This window comes from Nocardiopsis trehalosi NBRC 14201, assembly GCF_001552555.1.
Classification (GTDB): domain Bacteria; phylum Actinomycetota; class Actinomycetes; order Streptosporangiales; family Streptosporangiaceae; genus Nocardiopsis_B; species Nocardiopsis_B trehalosi.
Genome location: NZ_BCRK01000001.1, coordinates 104,409 through 121,576, shown reverse-complemented (window position 1 = coordinate 121,576; position 17,168 = coordinate 104,409). Strand labels below are relative to the sequence as shown.

Sequence of the window (17,168 nt, the reverse complement as noted above, 5' to 3'; positions counted from 1 at the left end):
CCCACCGCCTCACCCCGCAGCAGACGGCCGACATGCGCGTGTGGGCCCGCGACCTCGTCCACCTGTCGCACGGCCAGGGCCAGCAGGGCGGCTGGGGCTTCGGCATGGCGGTGCGCACCTATCGCGGCGACTACGCCCCCGTCGGGCAGTTCGGCTGGGACGGCGGCGCCGGCACCTCCACCTACGGCGACCCGGTCAACGACGTCACCGGCATCCTCCTCACCCAGGTCGGCATGTCCACCCCGGACTCGATGCGGCTCATCCACGACTTCTGGACCACCCTCTACCAGGCGATCGACGACTGACGGCCGCCGGCCCGGGGCATCCTGGGAGGACGCGGAGAAAAAACCCGGGAGAAAGTCCGATCCCGTGTCGATCCGCCGGGTCCCCGATCGTCGTCATGGTGTACGGCGGCCACGCCGCACGCGGACCCGGCACCCAAGGAGCCCACCATGAAGTACCTGCTGCTGATCCAGACCACGTCCGTCGACGCCGACGGCGCCGCCGACGAGTGCACCGTCGAGGACTGGATGGCCTACGACAAGGAGGTCCGCGACGCCGGCGTGTTCGTCTCCGGCGAGTCGCTGGCCGACCTCATCACCGCCACCACCGTGCGGGTCGCCCCCTCCGGGGAGCGCACCGTCACCGACGGCCCCTTCGCCGAGACCCGCGAGGTGCTCGGCGGGTTCTACGTCATCGACGTGCCCGACCTGGACGCCGCCCTGGACTGGGCGGCCCGCTGCCCCGGGTCGCGCGGCAGCGGCGCCGTCACCGTCCGGCCCGTCGCCGACTTCTCGGCCTGAACCGGTGGACGGGAAGGACACCGGGGCCCCGGCCGCCGCGCGCGCGTCCGTCGAAGCGGTGTTCCGCGAGGAGCACGGGCTCCTGCTCGCCTCTCTCGTCCGCCGGTTCGGTGACCTCGACCTCGCCGAGGAGGTCGCCTCCGAGGCGGTCGAGGCGGCGCTGCGGCACTGGCCGGCCGAAGGCGTGCCGGCCAGGCCGGGCGCCTGGCTGCTGACGACGGCGCGCCGCCGCGCCGTCGACCGGCTGCGGCGCGACCGCACCTACGCCGACCGGCTCGCCGTGCTGCGGGTGGAGGCCGAGCGCGCCGAGCCGGCCCCGCCCGCCGACGCCGGCGGCGGGCTGCCCGACGACCGGCTGCAGCTGTTCTTCACCTGCGCCCACCCCGCGCTGCCCGCCGAGGACCGGGGCGCGCTGCTGCTGCGCTGCCTGGCGGGGCTGACGACGGCCGAGACGGCGCGGGCCCACCTCGTCCCGACCGCGACGATGGCGCAGCGCATCGTGCGCGCCAAGCGCAAGATCCGCGAGGCCCGCATCCCGTTCCGGGTGCCCGGCCCCGACGAGCTGCCCGAGCGGCTGCCCGGGGTGCTCGCGGCGGTGTACTCGGTGTTCACCGAGGGGTACGCGGCCAGTTCGGGGCCGCACCTGCAGCGAGCCGACCTCGCCGCCGAGGCGGTCCGCCTGGCGCGCATCCTGCACCGGCTCATGCCCGCCGAGCGGGAGGCGGCGGGCCTGCTCGCGCTGCTGCTGCTCGTGCACGCCCGCCGCGCCGCCCGCACCGGGCCCGACGGCGCCCCGGTGCTGCTGGCCGACCAGGACCGCGCCCGCTGGGACCGGGCGATGATCGACGAGGGGCGCGCCCTGGTCGTCGCCGCGCTCACGGGGGGGTCGCCCGGCCCCTACGGGGTGCAGGCCGCGATCGCCGCCCTGCACGCCGAGGCGCCGCACGCCGACGCCACCGACTGGCCGCAGATCGCGGCGCTCTACGACGTGCTGATGGCGCTGGCGCCGTCGCCGGTCGTCGCGCTCAACCGGGCGGCGGCGGTGGCCATGCGCGACGGCCCCGAGGCGGGGCTGGCGCTGCTCGACGGGTTGGCGGGGGAGCCGCGCCTGCGCGGCCACCACCCCTACCCGGCGGCGCGCGCCGACCTGCTGGCCCGCCTCGGCCGCACGGCCGAGGCCGCGGCGGCCTACCGCGAGGCCATCGCCCTGGCCGGCACCGACCCGGACAAGGCCGACCTGCGCCGCCGCCTCGCCGCCCTCGCCGACGCCCCTCCGCCGCAGCGGTGACCCCGGCCGGCGCCCGTCCCGACGGGAGCGGGACCCGCAGGCCGCGCCGACGGCCGTACCCCCGACGACCACCCACCCATGACACGGAGCAGGGCGCGAGCCCAACGCAAGGAGTACCCATGACACCGCCGGCACCCCGTACGGACGACGGACCCCGCCGATGAGCGGCCGCGCGGACCTGTGGCCGCTGATCCACCGCGAGCGCGCGGCGCTCGCCGCCGACCTGTCGGGCCTGACCGAGGAGCGGTGGGCGACGCCGTCGCTGTGCGCGGGCCTGACCGTGCGCGAGGTCCTCGCCCACCTCACGTCGTCGGCGTCCCTGACCGGCCTGCGCTGGTTCGCCGGGGTCGTCCGCTGCCGGTTCGACTTCGACGCCCAGGTCGCGATGCGCCTGGCCGAGCAGATGGGCGGCTCCGGCGCCGAGACCCTCGCGCGCTTCCGGGCGGTCGTCGACAGCACGACGTCGCCGCCCCTGCCCGGGCCCGCCATCCTGGGCGAGGTGGTCGTGCACGGCGAGGACATCCGGCGGCCCCTGGGCATCGCCGGTGAGCGCCCGATCGCCGTGCTGACCCGCGTGGCGGAGTACTACCAGGGCTCCGACCAGGTCGTCGTCGCCAAGAGCCGGGTGCGCGGGCTGCGGCTGCAGGCCACCGACGGGCCGTTCGCCTCCGGTGGTGGACCGCTCGTGCGCGGGGGCACGCTCGCCCTCATCATGGCGATGACCGGCCGCTCCGCCCACCTGGACGAGCTGGACGGCGACGGCGTCGAGACGCTGCGCGAACGCATGCCCGACTGACGGGCCCGGCCGGGGGCGGGGGCGGCGCGGGCGAGGGCGTAGTATCCCCGGATCGGACAAAACCCACCAAAACAGAAGAGCCGTGATGTCGACCGACGCCTCCTCCTCCCGCGCCCCCGCGCCCGCCCGCCCCGCACCCCCGCGAATGTGGGTCGACGTCGGCGTCTTCCTCGCCGTGACCTTCCTCGGCGGCGGGCTCCTGGTGGCGGTCCAGCCCGCCCTGGGGATCGACCTGGTGGTCATCGAGATCGTCCAGTTCGCCCCCGCCCTGGGCGTCCTCGCCGTCATGGCGCTGCACGCGCGCCGCCCCCGGGAGCAGCGGGTGGTCCGCGTGTCCGTGGGGCTCTCCCGCGCCGTGGGCACCGGGTTGGCCGTGGCGGTCGGGGTCGGTGCGGCCGTGGCCGCCGCGCTCGCCGCCGTCGGCGCCGCGACCACCGGCCGGGTGGCCGTCATCTCCCCCGAGGACCTGCCCGCCCCGGTCCTGCTCGTCGTGGCCGCCCAGTTCATCGGCGCGGCCGCCGAGGAGGTCGGCTGGCGCTGCTACCTCCAGCCCCGCCTGCAGGGGCGCTTCGGCCTGCTGCCCGCCGCCGTGGCCGTCGGCCTGCTCTGGGGCTGCTGGCACGTCCAGGTTTTCGCCGAGTCCCCGCTGTACATGGGGTCCTTCCTGCTGGCGTGCGTGGCGATGTCGGTGCTGCTCGCCGTGCTGCTCGACGGCGGCCCCCGGGGCAACCTGCTCGTCTCCGGCGTCTTCCACGCCCTGGTCAACCTCGCCATGCTGGCCTTCGCCGCCGACGAGGCGGGCGCGGCCGGCCAGGCCGCCCTCGCCGCGGTGTGCACCCTCGCCGCCGCCATCGCCCTGGCGGTCCACCGCCGGCGCGGCACCGCCGCCCGCCCGGGGCGCCCTCCGCGCACCTGACCGCCGCTGCCGTCGGCGGTCGAAAAGCGCTGGTGCGGCCGGGCGGGCGCGGGTAGGGTCCCGGGCGGCGAGCCCGCTCCGGCGGGCGGCGGCCGGTACGCCGGGCCCGCGCGGCCGTGCCGCGCCGCCGGCGCCGTCCCACCGCCGACGAAGGGCCCACCGCCATGTCCGACGACCGCCCCCGCCCCGCCGCGCCCGATGCCGGCCCCGCCGCCACCGGGCGGCTGCGCCCCCACACCGCGCCGCTGGACCACGTCGACCCCGACGCGCCGCTGGACGACCTGGCCGCGCTGGACGGGGTCATCGGCGACGCGCGGGTCGTCGCGATCGGCGAGAACTCCCACTTCATCACCGAGTTCGGGAAGCTGCGCGAACGCCTGCTGCGCCACCTGGTCGAACGCCGCGGGTTCACCCTGCTCACCTTCGAGTACGGGTTCAGCGAGGGCGTCCCGCTCGACGCCTGGGTCCACGGCGAGGGCGGCGCCACCGACCTCGCCGCCGCGACCGCCGCCCGGCTGCCCATGGGCCTGGACCCCCTGCTGCACCGGCTGCGCCGGCACAACGCCGCCGCCGAGCACCCGGTCGCGTTCGGCGGGGTCGACGTGCCCGAGGCCGGGGGGTCGCTGCGGCCCGCACTCGACCCCGTCGCCGCCTACCTGCGCGACGTCGACCCCGAGGCGCTGCCGCTGGTCGATACCGCACTGCGCGTCGCGGCGTCGTTCTCCGGCCGCAGCCAGGCGTCGGCCGCCCCCCGGTGGGAGCGGACCCCCGCCGCCGAGCAGGACGCCCTCAGCGCGGTCCTGTCCCGGCTGCTGCTGCGGCTGCGCGCCGTGGAGCCGCTGTACGTCGAGCGGGGCGGCCGGGCCGCCTTCGACCTGGCCCTGCGCCGGGTCGAGGGCGCCGTGGCGACCGAGTACACGTTCCGGGCCATGGCCGGGCTGTTCGCGGGCACCGGGATGACCGCCGACACCTCCGCGCGCGACCGCTACATGGCCGACTCGCTGCTGTGGCACCTGCGGCGCCGCCCGCCGGGCACGCGCGCCGTGGTCATGGCGCACAACGCCCACATCCAGCGCACCCCCGTCTCCTTCGACGGGCAGCTGACCGGGCTGCCCATGGGGCTGTTCCTGGACGAGGCGCTGGGGGCCGACTACGCCCCCTTGGCGCTGACCGGCATCGGCGGGCGCACCGCTGAGATGGTGCGGGTGGAGACCGCGGAGTTCGGGTTCGTCGTGGAGGACACCGAGCTGGGTGCGCCCGAGGCGGGCAGCGTCGAGGCCGAACTGGCCGGGGCCGGTGGCAATGCGCGGCCGGTCCTGGCCGACCTGCGGGCCGCCCGCCGGGCGGGGCTCGCGCCGGAGCAGGTCCCCGACCGGCTGCGTATGCAGGCCGGCTACCTGCACACGCCGGTCGCCGAGGCGTTCGACGGGGTGCTGGCGGTGCCGGCGACGACGGTTCTGCCCGACCTGGACCTGTGACCCGGGGCGCGGGCCGCGCCGCCGCGACGCGGGGGCCCGCACCCCGGCCGGTGGTCGTGTTCCCCGCACCCTCGGCGGGGGTGGCCGCGTCGCTGCGCGGGGCCGGCCGGCGCGGTTAGCCTCGCCGCACCGCAACCGAGGAGAGGTGCCCCCATGGCCGTGTCGTCGCCGCCGCTCCCGCGCGCGCTGCCCGCCGCCTGGCAGTGGCGGCTGCGCGTGCTGACCGCCGCGTGCTCGGCCGTGTTCGCGGTCGGCACCCTGCTGCAGAACGTGGTGGTGGTCGACCTGGCGATGCTGGAGCACGCCATGCGCCTGGCGGGCATGGGCCCGGCCGAGGCGGCGGCCGCCGCGCCCGGGTTCCTCGACACGTTCCGGGCCGTGGGCTGGCTATTCGTCGCGGGCAACGCGGTGGGGGTGCTCGCGGTGCTGCCGGGCGGCGGGCGGGGGGTGTTCTGGACGGCGGTGGCGGTGAACGCGGCGCAGGCGGTGGGGGTGGCCGCCGTTCCGGCGGAGGTGTTCCGCGCCTCGCTCGACCTGTACGGCCCGGCGGGTGTGCTGCCGACGCTGGTCACCGACGGCGGGGCGCTGGTCCTGGTGCTGCTGCTCCTGGGCGCGTTCGCGGTGTCGCGCGCGCCATGGGGCGGGCGCTGAGGCACCGGCCGCCGCACGCTCCCGCGCAGCGGGGGGACCGCAAGGGGCGGGCGGTGGCGAGCCGGAGGAGGCCATGGGCGCACGGTGTCCCTGCCTCGGTGGGGAGCGGCCACGTGCGGCGCCCCGGGGACCCGCGCCCGCAGAGTGCCCGACCACGGGGCCGGGCCGCTCGACGGTGACGCGCCGGGTCGGGAATCGCCGATGATTCTCCTCTGCCCCCCCACCCCACGCTCGGCCCCGCGCGCGCTGGTCGCCGCCGGCGCGGCGATCGGCTTCACGCTCGCCCGTACCCGAACCCGCCGCCCCCCGGCCGTCCCCGCCCCGTCGCCGGTCACGGCTCCGGCGCCGCCGCCCCCTGCCCGCCGCACCCGGTGGGAGAGAGAGGGGCACACGCCTCCAAGGTCGCGGCCACCGCCCTCGCGGCCCTCGCCCTGCTCTTCACCGCCGTGTCGGCCTACCAGTCCGCGCAGCAGGCGGAGCTGTCGCGCGAACAGTGGCAGGCGTCCCACGTGACACAGGCGGTCCAGAACCTCGGAGCATCGGACGCGGCGACGCGCCTGGCCGCGCTCTCCGAGCTGCGGGCGGTCCTGCCCGACGAGCGGGGCGTCGCCTCGATGCCGGCCGCGCGGGCCTTGCAGATGCATCTCACCCGGAGCTGCGGCGACCTGCACGCCGGAACGCCCGGAGTGCACGCATGGGGGGTCCGGACCGCCCACTCCGTCTCCACCGCCGATGGGAGCGATCCCTCGTGGCGCATCACCGACGCGTCGCGGGAGTCCGCCGCGACCTGCGCCGAATCGGGGGTCCCCGAGGACAGCGAGGACCTGTCCTGGCCCGCGCCTCCGGGAGCGGGGTAGACCCGCCGCCCGGGGGCGCCGACCGCGTCAGGTGGGCCGGATGGGACACGTCGGCCGGGTGGCCGTCTGCGGTCGGCCCGGGGGGCGGCCCCCCTGGGCTGGGCCATCGGGCCCCGGCGGGCGGGCTGGCCGGTGCGGGCCAGCCGCGCGCCTATGCCGCGGGGGACGCGCGCGAGGAGAATCGGAACCCCCGCCGACGTATCGATGGGATGACATGCCCCGGTTCATCCTTGCCCTGATCCCCGCCATCCCCCGCGCCCCACGGCCGCACCGGCGCGGCCCCGCGACCCGCCGCCCGGACCGCGCCCGCTTCGCGGACGCCCCCGTGCTCCCGTGACCCCCGCCCCACAGCCCCGTCCGGCGGCCCCGGACGGCCGCCCCGCTGCGGCCCCTGAGGTGTTCGACGTCCTGCTGCGCCAGATGCGCCGGGGCCTGGCCCGGGGCACCGACGCCCAGCCGCAGCGGATCGCCGACCGGCTCGCGCACCACACCGGGGCCGACATCGCCCTGGTGGACGCGCACGGCAGGGCGCTGGTCGCCACCGCCGGGATCACCCCCGACCTCATCGCGGCCCTGCGCCCCGTCCTGGCCGAACTGGCCGGGCGCAGGCTCGCGGCGGCGGCGACGGAGGCCGCGGGGCTGCACGTCCGCTGCGAGGCGCTGGGGCCGGCCGCGCCGGGGCCCGTCCTGGTCGTCGCGGCGCCCTCGCCGCCCGCCCGGGAGGTCACCGCCCTGGCGTCGCACACCGGGACCGTCATCGAGGCGCTGCGGCGGCTGCACCGCGCCGACGACGCCGCCCGGCGCTACCAGGACGCCGTCGCCCGGGTGCGGGTGGCGGTGTTCATGGCGCTGATGGCGGGCGACCTGGCGCTCGCCCGCCGGATGACGGTCGGCGCGGTCCCCCCGCTGCTGGACCGCGAACGCGTCCGCGTGCACCTGCTGTCGTGCCCGCCGGGTGACCGGGACCCGGTCATCGAGCGGTTCCAGGACGCGTCCGGTTACCACGGCCGCCACCTCATGCTGCGCTGCCCGGTCTTCGACGCCCACGTCATCTGCCTGGTCGCCGACGACGACGGCGAGGGCGACAGCGGCCTCGCGGCCCTGCTGCGCTCCATGGTCCGCGACACCCCGCGCTACGCGCTGGGCATCAGCGCCCCGCACCCCCTGGCGGAGACGGCGCGCGCCTACGAGCAGGCCCGCCACGCCCTGGCGGCGGCCCGCGGCACACCGCAGCGCGCGGCGCCCTACCAGGGGGCGGCGCCGCTGGCCCGGCTGCTGCCGCGCACCGCCGCCCGCGCCTGGGCCGACGCGGTGCTGGCGCCGGTCCGGCCCCTGCCCCGGCTCAGCCTCGACGTCGTGCGCCTGGCCCTGGCCTTCCCGCACACCGGCGTCGCGCGCCTGCTGGACATCAGCCGCAACACCGTCGCGGCGCACCTGCGGCGGGTCGAGGAGGCGCTGGGCGCGGACCTGCGCCGCGTCGACGCCCGCGCCGACCTCGCCCTCGCCCTGGCCGTCGACGACCTCGCGCCGCTCGGGCCGATCGGGTCGGATGGACCGGTCGGGTCGGACGGGCAGGGCGGGTCGGACGGCACCCGGCCCGCGCCGCGCCTGGACGCGCTGCTCGCGGGGGAGGAGGCCGCCGCCTGGGCCGAGACGTTCCTCAAACCCGTGTTCGACGGCCCCCACGACCCCGTGGCGGACACGCTGCGCGCCTGGATCGCGTCCGGCACCGACGCCCAGCGCACGTCCCGGGAGCTCGGCATCAACCGCACCACCGTCCGCGCCCGCCTGCGCACCGCCGAGCGGCTGCTCAACCGCGACCTCCTGGTGCCCGGCCCCGGCACCCACGACCTCGTCCACGCGCTGCGCATCGCCGACCGTGCACCGTGATCGGTCGGGCCGCGCGGTTGTGCACCGTGGGCAGTCGGGGATGCGAAGTCGTGCACCGTGGGCATTGCCCGGCGGGCGCCGGCCCCTTTAACGTCTGCTCCGCGCCGCCGTCGGCGTCCGGGCCTCGGGGGGTCGGCGCGTCCGCGGCGGCGCCGCTCCGGGCGGGTGTCCGGCCCGGAGCGGGCCACCGGCGGCGTCGAGGGGGCGGGGGGCCGGTCGGCGCGGCCACCGGTGACGGGGAGGACGGACCCGTCACCGGTGGCCGCGGCACCGGTGGGCCGCGACCGGCCGGTCAGAGCAGCGGCGGGGACTCCACACCAGCGGCGAAGACGCTCAGCGCCGCCCGCGACCGCCCGGCCTCGTGCCCCTGGCCCGTGCCGACCTGGCGGGCGGAGCACACGGCCGTGCCGCCGTGGAAGGCCGTCCCGGGCAGGTCCGCCTCGCGGTCGCGGGGCCAGAGCACGGGCCGGGCGCCCGGCGCGTCTCCGACCAGGTCGACGCGGGCCAGGTCGCTCCAGCGGATCGTCCGCTCATCGATGTCCAACCCGCTGACGTGCATGACGATGCGCAGTGGACGCGCCGCGAACGCCCACAGGCCGGCTATGGCGCCGACGACACCGGTGCCGGAGAGCCGGATCACCCGCCAGGTCGGGGTGGACCACTTTCACCGCCACCGTGTGCCCGCCCGGCGAGTGCCCCAGGTAGACGACGCCCATTCCGCGTCCGCCCGGGCGGGCGCGCAGCCGGTAGGGGCCGATCCGATCGGGGTCGCCGGAACGCAGGGGGACGGTCGCAGGCTCGGGCATGCGCGCACCCTCGCCACTCGCCCCGGACGGCGGAACCCTTCGGCCCGATCCGGCCGGGCCGTTCGGCGGTCGGGGGCGGGGTGCCGGACACGCCTCGCGCTCCGATCGACCCAATCCACGGCGAATGTCCGTTAGGTGCACGTATGTGGCTGTTGTTCATTACTGCGTGTGCATTTACGATCTTGCGATCGGACCGCACGATCCGGTGCCATGACACACGCAAAGGAACTATTTATGGGCATATTCCGTAATCGCGGATCGGACAACTCTTCTTCGAATAACAACAGCGGCAACAACAGCGGCAGCGGCGGCAGCGAGTCCCCCCTCGGGAAGCTGGAGACGGGGGAGACCGAAGCGGAGTACGCCCTGCGGGCCGCGCGGCTCAAGACCCCCAGCATCACGGAGGCCGTGGCCAACGCGACCACGGGCGGGGGCGGTGCTCAGACCGGGGGTCGGCGGGAGGGCGACGACGCGCGGACCGTGCGCCGCCACGTCGAGATGCGGTCCCAGGGCCGGAGGATCTGATCCTGCTGCGGTAGGAGCGGCCGCCGGCCTGCCGGCCCCGCCCCCACCGCCGCCCGCCCGCAGCGGGTGACCGCGCGGGCGGGGTGATTCCATGGACCCGCCGGGCCGGACCGTCCTTTCGGCCCGGCGGGTCCGCCGCGGGCGCGGCGCCACCGGCGCCGCCCGCCTCAGGCGGCCAGCAGGCCGCGCAGCGCCTTGACGACCTCCGCCGGGGCCTCCTCGGCCATGAAGTGGCCGCAGGTGACGGTGGAGTGGCGCAGATCGGGGGCCCACGCCCGCCACACGGCGGCGGCGTCGTAGCCCAGCGCCGCGCCCCAGTCCTGCTGGAGCACCGCCACCGGCATGCGCAGCCGGTTCCCGGCGTCGCGGTCGGCCGTGTCATGCGCCACGTCGATCCCGGCCGAGGCGCGGTAGTCGGCGACGATGGACGGCACCGCCTCCCGGCTCGCCCGCAGGTAGGCGGCGCGCACGTCGGCGGGGATCGCCTCGGGGTCGCGCGCCCACAGGTCGAGGAAGTGGCCGAAGAACGCGTCGGGCGCGGCGCCGATCAGCGTCTCCGGGAGCCCGGGCGGCTGCGCCATGAGGTACAGGTGGAAGCCGACCGCCGCCGACACCCCGTGCAGCACCTCCCACATGTCCAGGGTCGGCAGCACGTCGAGCGAGGCCAGGTGGGTGACCGCGTCGGGGTGGTCCAGCCCGGCGCGGATCGCGACGAGCGCGCCCCGGTCGTGGCCGGCCAGCGCGAACCGGTCGTGGCCCAGCGCCCGCGCCAGGGCGACCACGTCGGCCGCCATGGTGCGCTTGGCGTAGGTTGTGCCGTCGGGGTCGGCGGGCTTGTCGCTGTCGCCGTAGCCGCGCAGGTCGGGGCAGATGACGGTGTGGTCGGCGGCCAGGTCGGCCGCGACGTGCCGCCACATCAGGTGCGTCTGCGGGAACCCGTGCAGCAGCACGATCGGGCTGCCGGTGCCCCCGACGGCCGCGTTGAGCTCGACGCCGTCGGCGACGGTGACGCGCCGGTAGTCGAATCCGGTGATCCTCGGTTCCATGGTGGTCCCTTCGTTCGGTGCTGTGGGACCAGCCTCCACGGCGCGGATCAGCGTCCGATGAGCGGCGGATGAGCGCCGCCCGGCACCCGGGCCTCGCCGCGCCTCAGGGGTCGTGGAGGGTGGGGAGGTGGCCGTCGCGCATCAGGTCCTGCTTGCGGCGCATCGCCGCAGTGTCGTTGAGGTGGGGGAAGGGGGCGTCGGGGACCGGTACGCCGAGGAACGCGCACAGGGGCTCCCAGCCGTCGCCGCAGCGGTACACCAGGAGCCGGTCGGCGGGGACCTCCGCGCACACCCGGTCGGTGTGCCGCTCGAAGGCGGCCACGGCGGTGCGCTCGTCGGGCGTCTGGCCGAACCCGCCGCCGAAGTGGGCCCGGTGTAGGCGGTCGAGCAGCGGGATGAGCGCGCCCAGGTGGGGGGCGGCGCCCTCGCCGTCCAGACGCTCGTGCCCCTCGCGGAAGATGGTGTCGCGGATGCTCCGGTACCAGCCGCGCGGCTCGCGCACGGTCAGCAGGATCCTCGCCTCGGGGAAGGCGTCGGCGAGGTCCCGCCAGAAGAACGCCGCCGGCCAGTCCACGGCGGAGCGCCAGCCCGCCATGAGGTCCGGCCAGTCCACCTCGGCCGCCGGGCGGTCCGCGATGGCGCCCCAGCGCCGCGAGAGGTCGGGCGAGCCCATCACCTCGAACATGTGCAGGCAGGGGCCGAAGCCCAACCGGTCCAGGGCGACCTTCATCGAACTCGTCCCCGTGCGCGGGAACCCGGCACCGATGACCTGCATCCCCGACCCCTTTCGAGCCGCGCGGCCGGTCGCCGCGCCTCGTCGCGCAGATACCCCGATCACCGTGTGTCCGCACCTGAGCGCGAAGTGCGATCGATGCCGGGGGGCGGTTCGGTGCGGACCGAATCCCCGCCCCGGCGCGCCGGGGCGCGGTGGCGGCCGCCTCCGGCGGCCTTGTGTTGACGCCGACGGCAGGGCCTAGCGTGGCCGCGACCGGCACGCCGCCCGCCGCGCACTGGCGAGCGTCGCGCCCCGCCGGTCACCACCCCAGCAGCCGTCGGAGACGACGCGCGCCGACCCCCGGAGCCATGACGATGAGATTCGCGATCAGCTACAGCACGCCCTTCTTCGGCGTCGACCCGGACCGGATCACCGCCTTCGCGCGGCACGCCGAGGAGTGCGGGTTCGAGGCGCTGTACGTTCCGGAGCACATCGCGGTGTACCCCGGTGCGCGGGCCGGCGCCCATGAGATCCCGCCGGCGCTGCCGTACGCCGACCCGCTCGACTGCCTGGCCTTCGTCGCCGCGGCGACCGACCGCATCCTGCTCGGGACGGGGGTGCTGCTGCTGCCGTACCACCATCCGGTGGTCCTCGCGAAGCGGCTGGCGACCATCGACGTGCTGTCCCGGGGGCGGATGCGGCTGCTGACCGTGGGGCTGGGGACCCTGCCCGGGGAGGCCGCGGCGGTCGGGGTCGACTTCACCACGCGCGGCCGCCGCGCGGACGAGGCGATCGACGTGCTGCGCCTGCTGTGGGCCGGCGGCGCCGAGGGCGTCGGCTTCGCCGGGGAGTTCTTCTCCTTCGCGGACCTGTGCAGCTTCCCCAAGCCCCTCGGGGTCACCCACCTGCCGATCCACGTGGGCGGTTCGAGCCGGGCGGCCGCACGCCGCGCCGGGCGGCGCGGCGACGGCTACTTCCCCGGCGGCGCGCTCACGCCCGAGGAGCGCGCCGCCCAGATGGACCTCGCCCGGTCGACCGCGCGCGAGGCCGGCCGCGACCCGGACGCGCTGGAGTACACGCGGTGGGGGTCCATCGACATGTCCGCCGAGCAGGTCCAGGAGCTAGCCGAGCAGGGCGTGACTCGGATCGTCGTGAGCCCCACCGCCGCCGAACCGGACCGGCAGCGCGACCAGATGTCGGCGTTCGCCGCGCGCTTCGCCCTCCCCGCCCGGCCCACGGCGGTCTGATCGCGGGGGAGAGCGGGCGGGCCTCTCTCCTCATCGCTCACCACCCGCGTCGCGGAGACCGCCCCGCTCCGGCGTATCGCCGCCGCAGAGGGGGCGGCGGGAGGCGGGCCGGCCCCCGTGCCAGCCCGTGGACGGCCGGGTCCGGGCGGGGTCGAGGTGGAGTTCGTAGGGGCGAAGCAGTCGGCCGCGAGGGTGGCGACCGGGGCGCCGCAGCCGCAGGCCAGGTTGGGCCGCCCGCAGCACCCGGTGCTGTTCTCCCCGCCGGGCAGCGGCCGGAGGCCGGCGGCGTCGTCGGGGTGCAGCACCACCGTCCCCCGGCTGCCCGCCGAGATGACGAAGCCCTCCTCCCGGCAGAACAGGGGTCCGCGCGGCTGCGACCGCTGCGGGTCCTCCTGGTCCTCCTGCAGGACGTAGGGGAAACCCCCAGGCTCGGGTTCGATCGCGTAGTGGCCGCGCGGGACGGTGGAGGGCACCCGGCGCGTCTCCCTGTCCCGTTCGCGCTCGTCGGAGACCTCGGGGACGGCGGGGAGCCCGGCCAGGTCCGGTGTGATCGCGTCTTTGTGGTCCGGGGGCCGCCGCCGCGCATCCCCGTTCCGCCGTCCGGATGCGCGCGCGGAACGGGGCGCGGGATGGGTTCCCCACGGACGCGCCGGAGGGCCGGACCGCCCGTGCGGCCGTCGGCCGCCGCCGCGCCGGATGCCGCCCGCCGCGCCGTCGGGGCGGGCGCCGGTGGCGGATAGATTGGGCGGATGACCAGGGCGGAGGCGGCGGACACAGCGGACACAGCGGTGGCGTTCCGCGTCCTGGGCCCGCTGGAGGCCGACGGCCCCGGCGGCCCCCTCGCGCTGAAGGGCCCCCGACACCGGGCGGTGCTGGCACGGCTGCTCGTGTCCCGGGGCCGCACCGTGCCCGTCGACCGGCTCGCCGACGACCTGTGGGACGACCCGCCCGACGGCGCCGTCGCGGCCATCCGCACCTTCGTCGCCGCCCTGCGCCAGGCGCTCGAACCCGACCGCCCCCGCCGCGCCCCCGCCCGGCTGCTGGTCACCGCCCCGCCCGGCTACGCGCTGCGCGCCGCCCCCGAGGCGGTCGACGCCGACCGGTTCGCGGCCGCCGTCGCCCGCGCCGGGGCCCTCCTCGCCGAGGGCCGCCCCGACGGTGTCCCCGCCCTGCTCGACGGCGCCCTCGCCCTGTGGCGCGGCCCGGCCTACGCCGAGTTCGCCGACCACGCCTGGGCGCGCGGCGCCGCCGACCGCTTGGACGGGTTGCGGCTGCTCGCCGTGGAGCGGCGGGCCGAGGCGCTGCTGGCCCTGGGCCGGGCGGCCGACGCCGTCCCCGACCTGGAGGCCCACACCCGCGCCCACCCGCTGCGCGAGGACGCCTGGCACCACCTCGCCCTCGCGCTGTACCGCTGCGGCCGCCAGGGCGACGCGCTCGCCGCGCTGCGCGCCGCCCGCGCGGCGCTGGTGGACGAGCTGGGCGTCGAACCCGGCCCCGCGCTGCGCCGGCTGGAGGCCGCCGTCCTCGCCCAGGACCCGGACCTGGTCCCCGAGGGGCCCGCCGCGTCCGCCGCCCCACCGCACTCCCGCCCGGCCCCCGCCCCTGCCGACCGCGACCCCGCACCGGCGGCCGACGGGGCGCCCGCCCCGCGCCCGCCGCTCGCCCCCGCCGACCGCCCGTTCGTGGGCCGCGACGTCGAACTCGACCTGCTGGAGCGCGCGGCCGCCACCGCCGCAGCGGACCGCACCCCCGCGGCCGCCCTGGTCTCGGGCGGTCCCGGCGCGGGCAAGACCGCCTTGGCCGCCGCGTTCGCCCGCCGCCTCACCGAACGCGGCTGGACGGTCGCCCGGGGGCCGAGCCCCGAACACGACGGGGCGCCGGGGGAGTGGGCGTGGTCGCGCGCGGCCGCCGCGCTCGCTGCCGCCGGGGCCACCGCGCCCGAACCCGACCCCGGCCCCGCTCCCGGCGACGCGGCCGCCGCCCGGTTCCGCGCGCTGCGCCGCGCCGCCGCCCTGCTCGCCTCCGCCGCCGCGCGCGGCCCGGTCGCGGTGGTCATGGACGACCTGCACCGCGCCGGGGAGGAGACCCTGGACCTGTTCACCGCCCTGGCGGGGGAGGTGTTCCCCGGCCCGGTGCTGCTCATCGGCACCCACCGCACCGGGGAGATCACCCCACCGCTGTCGGCCGCCCTGGCCCGGCTGGCCCCGCGCGAACCCGTCCGCGTCTACCTGGGCGGGTTGGACGAGGCCGCCACCGCGGCGGTGATCGGCGGCGTCATCGGCGGCGGCCCCGACCCGGCGGTGGTGCGGGCGATCCACCGGCGCAGCGGCGGCAACCCGTTCTTCGTCCGCGAACTCGCCCGGCTCTCGGCCGCCGAGGGCGCCGCCGGGCTCGACGCGGTCCCCGCCGGGGTGCGCGACGTCATCCGGCACCGGCTGGCGGCGCTGCCCGCGCCCGCCCAAGGGCTGCTGCGGCAGGCGTCGGTGATCGGCCGCGACGTCGACCCCGACGTGCTCGCCGCGGCGGCCGGCGACCCCGCCGACCTCCTGGACTCCCTCGACGCGGCGCTGGCGGCGGAGTTCCTCACCGAGGACGGCGACGGCCGGACCCGGTTCGCCCACGTCCTGGTCCGCGACGCCCTCTACGAGGAGGTGTCCGGCCCGCGCCGCGCCCGCTGGCACCTGGCCGCCGCCGAGGCCCTGGAGCGGCTGCGCCCCGACGACCACGGTGCCGCCGCCCACCACTTCGCCCGCGCCGGGACCCCGGGCGCGACCGCCCGCGCCGCGCACCACGCCGGCGCCGCCGCAGCGGCCGCCGAGCACCGGTTCGCCCCGCACGAGGCGGCCCGGTGGTGGGCCGCCGCCGTCGACGCCCACGACCGCGCGGGCGACGGCGACGTGCGGGGGAGGCTGTACGCGGTCATGGGCCTGGTGCGGGCACTGGCCGTCACCGGCCGGCTGGCCGACGCCCGCCGGCACCGCGCCGAGGCCGTCGCCGCCGCCGAAGGGCTGGGTGACCCCGTCCTGACCGCCGAGGTCGTCACGGCCTTCGACGTGCCCGCGCTGTGGACCCGCGACGACGACCCCGGCCTGGCCCGGAGCGTCACGGCCGCCGCCGAGCGCGCCCTGGCGGCGCTGCCCGCCGACCGCGAACGGCTGCGGGCGCGGCTGCTGGCCGCCATCGCCCTGGAGTCGCGCGGCACCGCCTCCGCGCGGGGGGCCGACGCCGCCCGCACCGCCGAGGCCGCGGCCCGCCGCCTCGGCGACCCCGCGCTGCTCGCGCTGGCGCTCAACGCCCGCTTCATGCAGTCCTTCGACCGCGCGGGGCGGGCGCCGGAGCGGGCCGCGATCGGCGCCGAACTGGTCGACCTCGGCGCCCGCAACGGGCTGGTGACCTTCGAGGTGCTGGGCCACCTGGTGCTGCTCCAGGCCCGGAGCGCGCTGGCCGACCTCACCGCCGCCGACGCCCACGCCGAGGCCGCCGACCGGCTGGGGGCCCGCTACGGCATCCCGCTCGTGGGGGTGTTCACCCAGGGCTACACGGCGCTGCGGGCCGCCGTCGCGGGCCGGACCGAGGAGGCCGAGGCCGCCTACCGGGCGGCGGGGGACCGCCTGGCCGGGGCGGGCATGCCCGGCGTGGAGGAGGGGGTGGTCCCGCTGGCACTGCTCTGCCTGCGGCTGCGCACCGGCGCCCCGCAGGCGCCACCCGAGGACGGGGCGGACTGGGGGCCCTACGCGCCGTGGGCCCGCCCCCTGGCCGATCCGGAGGGCGGGCCGGTGCCGCCCGACGCCCCGCCCGGCCTGCTCGCCGAGGCCCTGACCTGCCTCGGCGCGCGGGCCGCGATCGCCGCCGGCGACCGGGCGGCGATGGAGCGCGCCTATGAGCGGCTGCTCCCCGCCGCCGGTGAACTGGCGGGCGCCGGCAGCGGGCTGCTCACCCTCGGCCCGGTCGCCGCCCACCTGGCCGGCCTCGCCGCCGCCCTGGGCCGCCCGGGCGATGCCGCCGCCCACACCCGCCGCGCCCACGCGGTGGCCGACCAGGCCGGCGACCCCTTCGCCACCGCCGCCGCCCGCGCACCCCAGGACGGCGGACCGCCCGGCCCGGGGTGAACGGGCCCCGGGGCCGGCGCCCTCGGGACCCTGCCGCCGGC

General features: G+C 78.1%; 14 protein-coding genes and 1 pseudogene. 12 read left to right on the top strand and 3 right to left on the bottom strand.

Annotated features, from left to right (window positions below; translation table 11 throughout):
- The 9 genes and pseudogenes from NT8_RS00620 to NT8_RS00580 form a co-directional block, all read left to right on the top strand.
- A pseudogene (locus NT8_RS00620) lies at nt 1-305 on the top strand (serine hydrolase); the annotation flags it as partial.
- Nucleotides 306-452: 147 nt separating this feature from the next.
- On the top strand, nt 453-803 hold the full coding sequence (locus NT8_RS00615; protein ID WP_067962703.1) for a YciI family protein: 351 nt from the start codon (nt 453-455) through the stop codon (nt 801-803).
- Between the two features lie 4 nt (nt 804-807).
- On the top strand, nt 808-2,091 hold the full coding sequence (locus NT8_RS00610) for an RNA polymerase sigma factor (protein ID WP_067962700.1): 1,284 nt from the start codon (nt 808-810) through the stop codon (nt 2,089-2,091).
- 160 nt (nt 2,092-2,251) lie between these two features.
- Nucleotides 2,252-2,887 carry a maleylpyruvate isomerase family mycothiol-dependent enzyme gene (locus tag NT8_RS00605; RefSeq protein ID WP_067962696.1) on the top strand — a complete coding sequence of 212 codons (636 nt, stop codon included), beginning with the start codon at nt 2,252-2,254 and terminating at the stop codon, nt 2,885-2,887.
- An 85-nt stretch (nt 2,888-2,972) separates the two neighbouring features.
- Nucleotides 2,973-3,803, top strand: a complete 831-nt coding sequence (locus tag NT8_RS00600; protein ID WP_067962694.1) for a CPBP family intramembrane glutamic endopeptidase — start codon at nt 2,973-2,975, stop codon at nt 3,801-3,803.
- Nucleotides 3,804-3,967: 164 nt separating this feature from the next.
- Nucleotides 3,968-5,281: an erythromycin esterase family protein gene (locus NT8_RS00595; RefSeq protein WP_084468526.1), complete on the top strand. Its 1,314-nt coding sequence runs from the start codon at nt 3,968-3,970 to the stop codon at nt 5,279-5,281.
- 153 nt (nt 5,282-5,434) lie between these two features.
- Complete coding sequence (locus tag NT8_RS00590; RefSeq protein WP_067962689.1) at nt 5,435-5,932, top strand: hypothetical protein; 498 nt, start codon at nt 5,435-5,437, stop codon at nt 5,930-5,932.
- A gap of 371 nt (nt 5,933-6,303) precedes the next feature.
- Nucleotides 6,304-6,789 (top strand): hypothetical protein, encoded by a 486-nt coding sequence (locus tag NT8_RS00585; RefSeq protein ID WP_067962686.1) that lies wholly within the window; start codon nt 6,304-6,306, stop codon nt 6,787-6,789.
- Between the two features lie 333 nt (nt 6,790-7,122).
- Nucleotides 7,123-8,679, top strand: coding sequence for a helix-turn-helix domain-containing protein (locus NT8_RS00580; protein WP_217999037.1), 1,557 nt, complete (start codon nt 7,123-7,125; stop codon nt 8,677-8,679).
- Between the two features lie 292 nt (nt 8,680-8,971).
- Here the strand turns inward: NT8_RS00580 and NT8_RS00575 are convergent, their stop codons facing one another.
- Nucleotides 8,972-9,319 carry a hypothetical protein gene (locus NT8_RS00575; protein ID WP_067962683.1) on the bottom strand — a complete coding sequence of 116 codons (348 nt, stop codon included), beginning with the start codon at nt 9,317-9,319 and terminating at the stop codon, nt 8,972-8,974.
- A gap of 376 nt (nt 9,320-9,695) precedes the next feature.
- On the opposite strand from NT8_RS00575, the gene NT8_RS00570 reads away from it, so the two are divergent.
- Nucleotides 9,696-10,010 carry a hypothetical protein gene (locus tag NT8_RS00570; protein ID WP_157515424.1) on the top strand — a complete coding sequence of 105 codons (315 nt, stop codon included), beginning with the start codon at nt 9,696-9,698 and terminating at the stop codon, nt 10,008-10,010.
- A gap of 167 nt (nt 10,011-10,177) precedes the next feature.
- Here the strand turns inward: NT8_RS00570 and NT8_RS00565 are convergent, their stop codons facing one another.
- Together NT8_RS00565 and NT8_RS00560 are read right to left on the bottom strand one after the other, a co-directional pair.
- The gene (locus tag NT8_RS00565) at nt 10,178-11,056 is read right to left on the bottom strand and encodes an alpha/beta fold hydrolase (RefSeq protein ID WP_067962678.1); all 879 of its coding nucleotides are present in this window, start codon (nt 11,054-11,056) and stop codon (nt 10,178-10,180) included.
- Between the two features lie 103 nt (nt 11,057-11,159).
- A complete protein-coding gene (locus tag NT8_RS00560) occupies nt 11,160-11,831 on the bottom strand; it encodes a sulfotransferase family protein (RefSeq protein ID WP_067962674.1) in 672 nt (223 codons plus the stop codon).
- Nucleotides 11,832-12,139: 308 nt separating this feature from the next.
- Between NT8_RS00560 and NT8_RS00555 the strand changes: the two genes are divergently transcribed.
- Together NT8_RS00555 and NT8_RS00545 are read left to right on the top strand one after the other, a co-directional pair.
- On the top strand, nt 12,140-13,018 hold the full coding sequence (locus tag NT8_RS00555) for a TIGR03619 family F420-dependent LLM class oxidoreductase (RefSeq protein ID WP_245645978.1): 879 nt from the start codon (nt 12,140-12,142) through the stop codon (nt 13,016-13,018).
- Between the two features lie 749 nt (nt 13,019-13,767).
- Nucleotides 13,768-17,127: a BTAD domain-containing putative transcriptional regulator gene (locus NT8_RS00545; protein ID WP_067962665.1), complete on the top strand. Its 3,360-nt coding sequence runs from the start codon at nt 13,768-13,770 to the stop codon at nt 17,125-17,127.
- Nucleotides 17,128-17,168 lie beyond the last annotated feature (41 nt).

Bases quoted from the DNA above. Each gene is read 5' to 3' on its own strand.
- NT8_RS00600 (WP_067962694.1), top strand. From the start codon at position 2,973: ATGTCGACCGACGCCTCCTCCTCCCGCGCCCCCGCGCCCGCCCGCCCC.
- NT8_RS00570 (WP_157515424.1), top strand. From the start codon at position 9,696: ATGACACACGCAAAGGAACTATTTATGGGCATATTCCGTAATCGCGGA.
- NT8_RS00555 (WP_245645978.1), top strand. From the start codon at position 12,140: ATGACGATGAGATTCGCGATCAGCTACAGCACGCCCTTCTTCGGCGTC.
- NT8_RS00565 (WP_067962678.1), bottom strand. From the start codon at position 11,056: ATGGAACCGAGGATCACCGGATTCGACTACCGGCGCGTCACCGTCGCC.
- NT8_RS00605 (WP_067962696.1), top strand. From the start codon at position 2,252: ATGAGCGGCCGCGCGGACCTGTGGCCGCTGATCCACCGCGAGCGCGCG.
- NT8_RS00545 (WP_067962665.1), top strand. From the start codon at position 13,768: ATGACCAGGGCGGAGGCGGCGGACACAGCGGACACAGCGGTGGCGTTC.
- NT8_RS00590 (WP_067962689.1), top strand. From the start codon at position 5,435: ATGGCCGTGTCGTCGCCGCCGCTCCCGCGCGCGCTGCCCGCCGCCTGG.
- NT8_RS00615 (WP_067962703.1), top strand. From the start codon at position 453: ATGAAGTACCTGCTGCTGATCCAGACCACGTCCGTCGACGCCGACGGC.
- NT8_RS00560 (WP_067962674.1), bottom strand. From the start codon at position 11,831: ATGCAGGTCATCGGTGCCGGGTTCCCGCGCACGGGGACGAGTTCGATG.
- NT8_RS00595 (WP_084468526.1), top strand. From the start codon at position 3,968: ATGTCCGACGACCGCCCCCGCCCCGCCGCGCCCGATGCCGGCCCCGCC.